Source organism: Pseudoalteromonas sp. Isolate6 (genome assembly GCF_022398435.1).
Lineage (GTDB): Bacteria > Pseudomonadota > Gammaproteobacteria > Enterobacterales > Alteromonadaceae > Pseudoalteromonas > Pseudoalteromonas galatheae.
The window spans coordinates 1-4223 of the sequence record NZ_JAKEVK010000293.1 but is presented as its reverse complement, the minus strand read 5'-3'; the positions used below and the strand labels follow the sequence as shown (position 1 = coordinate 4223).

6 protein-coding genes are annotated in these 4223 nt (G+C 39.3%); 2 read left to right on the top strand and 4 right to left on the bottom strand.

What is annotated here, in order from left to right:
- On the top strand, positions 1 to 236 hold a 236-nt coding region (locus L1D50_RS21940; RefSeq protein ID WP_239966836.1), incomplete at its 5' end, for a TonB-dependent receptor.
- 2 nt (positions 237 to 238) lie between these two features.
- On the opposite strand, the gene L1D50_RS21935 is transcribed toward L1D50_RS21940, so the two are convergent.
- From L1D50_RS21935 to L1D50_RS21920, 4 genes are all read right to left on the bottom strand, one after another.
- Positions 239 to 586, bottom strand: coding sequence for a P-loop NTPase fold protein (locus L1D50_RS21935; protein ID WP_345773979.1), 348 nt, complete (start codon positions 584 to 586; stop codon positions 239 to 241).
- 235 nt (positions 587 to 821) lie between these two features.
- A complete protein-coding gene (locus L1D50_RS21930; RefSeq protein ID WP_239966833.1) occupies positions 822 to 1247 on the bottom strand; it encodes a hypothetical protein in 426 nt (141 codons plus the stop codon).
- Positions 1244 to 1447 carry a hypothetical protein gene (locus L1D50_RS21925; RefSeq protein WP_239966831.1) on the bottom strand — a complete coding sequence of 68 codons (204 nt, stop codon included), beginning with the start codon at positions 1445 to 1447 and terminating at the stop codon, positions 1244 to 1246. The genes L1D50_RS21930 and L1D50_RS21925 overlap by 4 nt, the downstream gene beginning before the upstream one ends.
- A 94-nt stretch (positions 1448 to 1541) precedes the next feature.
- Positions 1542 to 2704, bottom strand: a protein-coding gene (locus tag L1D50_RS21920; RefSeq protein ID WP_239966830.1) for an IS3 family transposase whose coding sequence is annotated in 2 segments (ribosomal slippage) — positions 1542 to 2449 and positions 2449 to 2704 — 1164 coding nt in all. Because the reading frame shifts where the segments join, the coding sequence is not laid out codon by codon here.
- A gap of 383 nt (positions 2705 to 3087) precedes the next feature.
- On the opposite strand from L1D50_RS21920, the gene L1D50_RS21915 reads away from it, so the two are divergent.
- On the top strand, positions 3088 to 3939 hold the full coding sequence (locus tag L1D50_RS21915) for a hypothetical protein (RefSeq protein WP_239966828.1): 852 nt from the start codon (positions 3088 to 3090) through the stop codon (positions 3937 to 3939).
- Positions 3940 to 4223 lie beyond the last annotated feature (284 nt).

Here is a 4223-nt window from a genome sequence, read left to right as displayed (position 1 = left end):
GGACAGCAGTGGGTGTCTTTCAAAGTTTTTATGTTGGTAAATACAACTCGGATACCGTGCCATCCTATACCTTATTCGACATCGCCTTTGATTATGAACTCAACGAGCAAGCCAGGATCACCTTTAGCATTAGTAATCTCAGTGACAAGCGATACGTTGGTGCATGCTATGACGAAAGTAACTGCTGGATGGGGGCAGAGCGCAAAGCCGATATTGGTCTTCACTATCGCTTTTAGTCTCACCTAAGTGTTGGAATACCGCTGAAAGCAGTAGCCCCCCAGTTGGCAACAGTTTTAAATGACTTAAACCAGTCAATTCGGTCGAGAAAGTCATTTGCTTGCTGTTTAAAGCCCTCAATCTTTTCTCGTTTTTTTATTAAATCAGAGGTGATCTGTTGCATTAAGGCGGTTTGAGCGTCTTCAAGCCTTTGAAATAACCAACTGTTAAACCGTATACATACTGTAGTTTCATCATCTTGGTAGGAATTCTCAAGCATGGCTAATATGCTAGATTTTCCAGCTCCCCAATCCCCATGAACACCTACAGAAACAGGCAAGCGGCTAGTGTCTGACAATAACTTAATGATCGCAGAACTAATCGCCTAGTAATTGAGTAAATCAACCTTTGATTCATTATCAGGCCAAAGCATCCTTTGCTCCTTTTATTATTATATTTCCTTGGTAATTGGGGCGTTTGTACAAAAGTTAAACCCCACAAAGTTAAAAATATTAATTCTGCTTTTTTAAGCCGAGAAATAATTTGATGGCAAAAATATAACTACCTAACCCAGAAATAAGAAAGCCCGCAGTGCGGGCTTGTCATTAAAGCTGCTCCAGTTCACTGAGAAAGCCGACGATTCCTATACTTTGGACTTCCTCTTTGATTTTAAGTCCAATTTTACGAATCAACTCATTAGTGTTTTCAACATCATTTAAGAATGAAGAATCAACCAACCCTAAATAACGAAATACATCAAATTCACTTTTTAATAAGGACCAGTCGATACTAACATTTTGCTGCCGTAAGCACATTTTGCAATCAATACTTTTCTCTAAGTTGGATACATAAATACCAATAACCAACTCTTCTGTGATCAATAGAACTTTGAAACCCATCCCCAAGTTCCTTAGATCTTCAGAGATAGTGAATTGCTCAAACAACCCATCTTCAATAAAAAAACTAAAAGTACGGATCAGTTCTTTTCTAACTGCATCAATTTTTTGACATTGTTCTATTAGATTAGTCATTTAAATTTCACCTTAATCGTGGGGTACCTTCTCATAGCTACCTCCTGTAATTCAGCGCCATACCAAGGGCCCGGCGATTCACGTCCTTTCGCCATTCCAATATCGTGAATTTGATACCCCGAATTCATAACACCTTGAATCCACCCTCTGTTAAACGCGACCGATAGCTGTTCTTGCACATCACTAGGAAATTGACTCATATAGTTTGACTCATAAATGCACCTTTAAGGGGTACTAAAGGAAATACCTCCGACAGAATCTCTATATGGAATTACACGGGTCTGTTTGTAGTGGTCAACTAATTCCGGACAGTGAATTAAGTTTTTCTTCTGCTACTGCTGGAGCTTGCATATCGTTATGACTATGAGGCCTTCTCCAGTTGTAATAGTTCATCAAGTAAAAGCTAACGTCTTGTTCAGCTTCTTTAAATGAACTGTAGCCTGTACTTGGAAGCCATTCCGTTTTGAGACTTCTAAATAAACGCTCCATCGGGGCATTGTCCCAACAATTTCCTCTGCGGCTCATACTTTGTGTTATTTGATATCGCCATAGTCTTTGTCTAAATTTGATTGAGCTGTACTGACTGCCTTGGTCTGAATGGAACATAACTCCCCTAGGCTTGCCTCTTTGTTCATATGCTCTATCTAATGCTTTGGTAGTTAATGCAGTATTTGGCTTTTCTGACATCGCCCAACCGACAACTCGCCGCGCGTATAAATCAATAACTACTGCTAAGTATGACCACTTCTGACCAGTCCAAATATACGTAATATCTCCACACCACACTTGATTTGGATTTTGCACATCGAACTCTCGATTTAACAAGTTTGGTATATCAGGGCGTTCGTTCACCGCTACTTTATAAACGTGTGGTCCTGGTTGTTTCGACACAAGGTGCATATCACGCATTATCCGCCTGACCTTGAATAAACCAGCCTCAATTTCTAAATCTGCCAGCATTGCTAAGAGTGTACGACTACCCGCAGCGCCTCGACTGAGATTAAAGCAAGCGTTTAGTTGAGCTCTCAGCTTAACCTCATTGACGTCAATGAGGTTGCGACGTCTTTTATAGTCATAAAAACTTGAACGAGCAATATCAAAGACGTTACAGACCATTTCTACCGGTTCGTGCTCACTTAATTGGTCTATTAACGAATATTGTTCATTTCTTCTGACATTAAGAGAGCTGTAGCCTTTTTTAGTATCGATTTTTCTCGCTCTAAGCGATTGATCCTGGCTTCAAGCTCTTGAATCTTTTGCTGTTCAGGGGTCAACGCTTTAGACGTAGGCGTTTCACCGTTTCGTTCACGCTCAAGCTGTTGTACCCAGCGCCTTAAGGCGGTTTCACCAATATCCAAAGAGTGGCATGCATCTTGGTGGGAGTAGCCTTTATCTAAAACTAAACAAGCTGCTTCAAGTTTGAATTCTTTACTAAATGTTCGACGTTTTCTTGCCATTGGACATCTCTAGTTGAGTGGTAATGATACCACCTAAAATAGTGTCCGGGTTTATTGAACCACAACACCTTGCTGTTCATTGGCAGCATGGTAGTCACCTATTAAGACTTAATATGATTTATTAAGAATATGCAGTTTTGCTAAACTTACATAAGGCTTTCTTTTTTAATTAAAGGCACGAGTAAAGCGATGCTATACACAGTTAACATGCATATTTTCAATACGTTAGTGTTTTTGGTTGGAGTTTGGCATTCAAATTGCCAAATTTTTAGATGTACACCTTTGAGCATTATTTAACGCTATCGAGACGAACAAAATCGTTTGCAACGCGATATTGGTGTGCCTGTTTAAAAGCACACCTCAACGCAAAAAGTGCTTATGAGATGAAAAGAAAGTTACTCAATGAGAAGGAATGGGGAAATAAAGATAATGACTGGTTAAATAAGTCATCTCGGTTTTTTAATAAAAAAGAAGCGGGTGAGCCTGTGATCCGATATGACGTCATTAATCAAATTGATAAAGGCATAAATGGTGATTTCTGCTCTTTCGCGATACTCTGCCATCCGCTTTGGCAGCTTTTAGATAACAAGCAACCAACAGACACGTTTATAAATCAAGTTTTATCGCAGTTACCCTACAATTACGCCTGTCTTTTGATCAAAGAAAATAGTCACGGCCAGCTCATTAAAAAAACAAAACTGACTCAAAAAGCAAAGCAAAAGTTAACTCATAGTCATGATATTCATGCGTTAACATGCTGGCTAGCCTTTTGCCTAGAGAAAAAGACGGTAGGCTATAATCAAATTGATATCAACCAATTATGTGCCATTCAGCATTTATTAAAAATGGCTATCGTCACCCCATTTTCATCGATTACTGATGATTTCTATGTGTATGTGAATGAGGTATTTAGTCCGCTGTACTCGCGCATGCCTGTGATGCGCTATCGCATTTTAATACCTAATAAAAATAACGGCTACACGGACTTTAGCCTCCCTATGAGGCTAATATCTGGCAACTGTTTGCCCCAACAGCCAACGCTTGGTTTGTATAAAAAACTATGTGATCGAGCGATTGAAATTGGGCTGGTAGCTAATTCTTTTGATGGGATGAATCGTTTTTATAACTTCATTTGCCATTCAGAAATCGTTGAGCTTATAAACCTTTTATTTCAACCGACTCCACCAACGAGCTTAAAAGCACTCAAACAACAAATTCTGTCTCAATTCATTTAATAACAAACAACCGCCACGTAAATACACTTCATTAAGGGCAACTGAAACAAGTACCGTGTTCATACAAATTAAGTAAACTGTGTCACTTAAAAACAGCAGAGCTAGCTATTTTAGCCAGCGCCACTAGTTGGTGGCGCTGACAAACTTTGCACTGTCTGCTGGCAGAAAGTACGCAGTTCTACTGGGGTTGTTTGCTCACTTTAAAGTCAAATAGTGAGTAAGTCGAAGCCATATTTTTATTCCATTGTGTCTATTAGGATCTCAGTACAAATACTCTAATTATA